1 protein-coding gene is annotated in these 1,234 nt (G+C 47.6%); it reads right to left on the reverse strand.

The genetic code is table 11. The features are described from left to right. Positions 1 to 11: 11 nt before the first annotated feature. Positions 12 to 1,172 (reverse strand): IS30-like element ISCfr4 family transposase, encoded by a 1,161-nt coding sequence (locus HMPREF3178_RS20830; protein ID WP_004118128.1) that lies wholly within the window; start codon positions 1,170 to 1,172, stop codon positions 12 to 14. Between the last annotated feature and the right edge of the window lie 62 nt (positions 1,173 to 1,234).

The raw sequence follows: 1,234 nt of genomic DNA on the forward strand, positions 1-1,234 counted from the left end.
TGGCTGTGAGTTCAACCGATGGACGCAACACACTTATTGAACCGTTCTGCGGGTGATTCATAGTCTAGCGTTTTTCTCGGCCTTTCGTTGAGCTGTCTGGCAACACTGTTAAGTCTTTGCTGGCTGTGAACCGATAAGTCAGTTCCTTTTGGAAAATATTGTCTGAGCAATCTGTTCGTATTTTCATTTGAGCCACGTTGCCAGGGAGATTGAGGATCACAAAAATAAATCTGAATGTCTGTCGCTACAGTAAATCGTGTGTGGCTGGTCATTTCAGCGCCACGATCCCAAGTTAATGTTTTATAAAGCTCAGCAGGTAATTCCCGGGCTTGTCTGATGAGTGCAGATATAACCGTTATGGTCTTGTTGTCTCTGATCTTTGCCAGCATAACAAAACGGGAATGACGTTCTACGAGGGTGATGATATAGGAGTTTTTCGAGCCCTGAATCAAGTCACCTTCCCAGTGACCTGGAATGGCCCTGTCAGCGGCCTCAGGTGGCCTTTCGCTGATAGGTATCGTGTGCGGGATTGACCCTAATCCTTTCCCTTTAAGCGATGACGTTCTGGATCTACGCACTGCTCTTCCGCTTCTGAGGCATTGCTGCAGCTCTTTTTTTAATGCTCCCCGGGTTTGTATAAAAAGCGTTTTATAAATCGTTTCGTGTGACACATGCATTTCCTGATTATCCGGATAACAGCGTGTCAGCCAACCGGCGATCTGTTCCGGTGACCAGTCCTGATGCATCTTCTCTGCAATGATTTTACACAATGCGGGGCTTTCAATTAGCTTGCAAGGTTTTGGTCTCAGCGCATTTTCCCACGCAGTAGCATCGGCTTTTGCTGCACGGTATTGTTTTGCACCACCGTGCCTCCTGACCTCGCGGCTAATCGTTGAGGGCGCTCTTGATAATTTGGCGGCGATGTCTCTGATACTGAGTTTTGCTACCAGCCCTCTGGATATCTCCTCTCTTTCATCAAGCGAAAGCGCTAATCGGTGCCGTTTTCGCACGGGAGGACGGTAGCCGCCTGTCTGGTGGATAGTGGGCATAATGGAAGAATGATATCTGTCAAACATTCTGGCGATATCATGTAGAGAATCACCTTGCTTATATCTGTCCCAGATAATTGCCTTCTGCTCTGGCGTGTAGTTAATCCGAGTTCTTCGTTTCATAGCAACGTCCCCCTTGATTAAGGATAGCGTTGCATCGACCCATTGAACTCACAGCACAAAGC

The sequence above is a fragment of the Klebsiella sp. HMSC09D12 genome (assembly GCF_001808475.1).
Classification (GTDB): Bacteria; Pseudomonadota; Gammaproteobacteria; order Enterobacterales; family Enterobacteriaceae; genus Klebsiella; species Klebsiella oxytoca.

Bases quoted from the DNA above. Each gene is read 5' to 3' on its own strand.
- HMPREF3178_RS20830 (WP_004118128.1), bottom strand. From the start codon at position 1,172: ATGAAACGAAGAACTCGGATTAACTACACGCCAGAGCAGAAGGCAATT.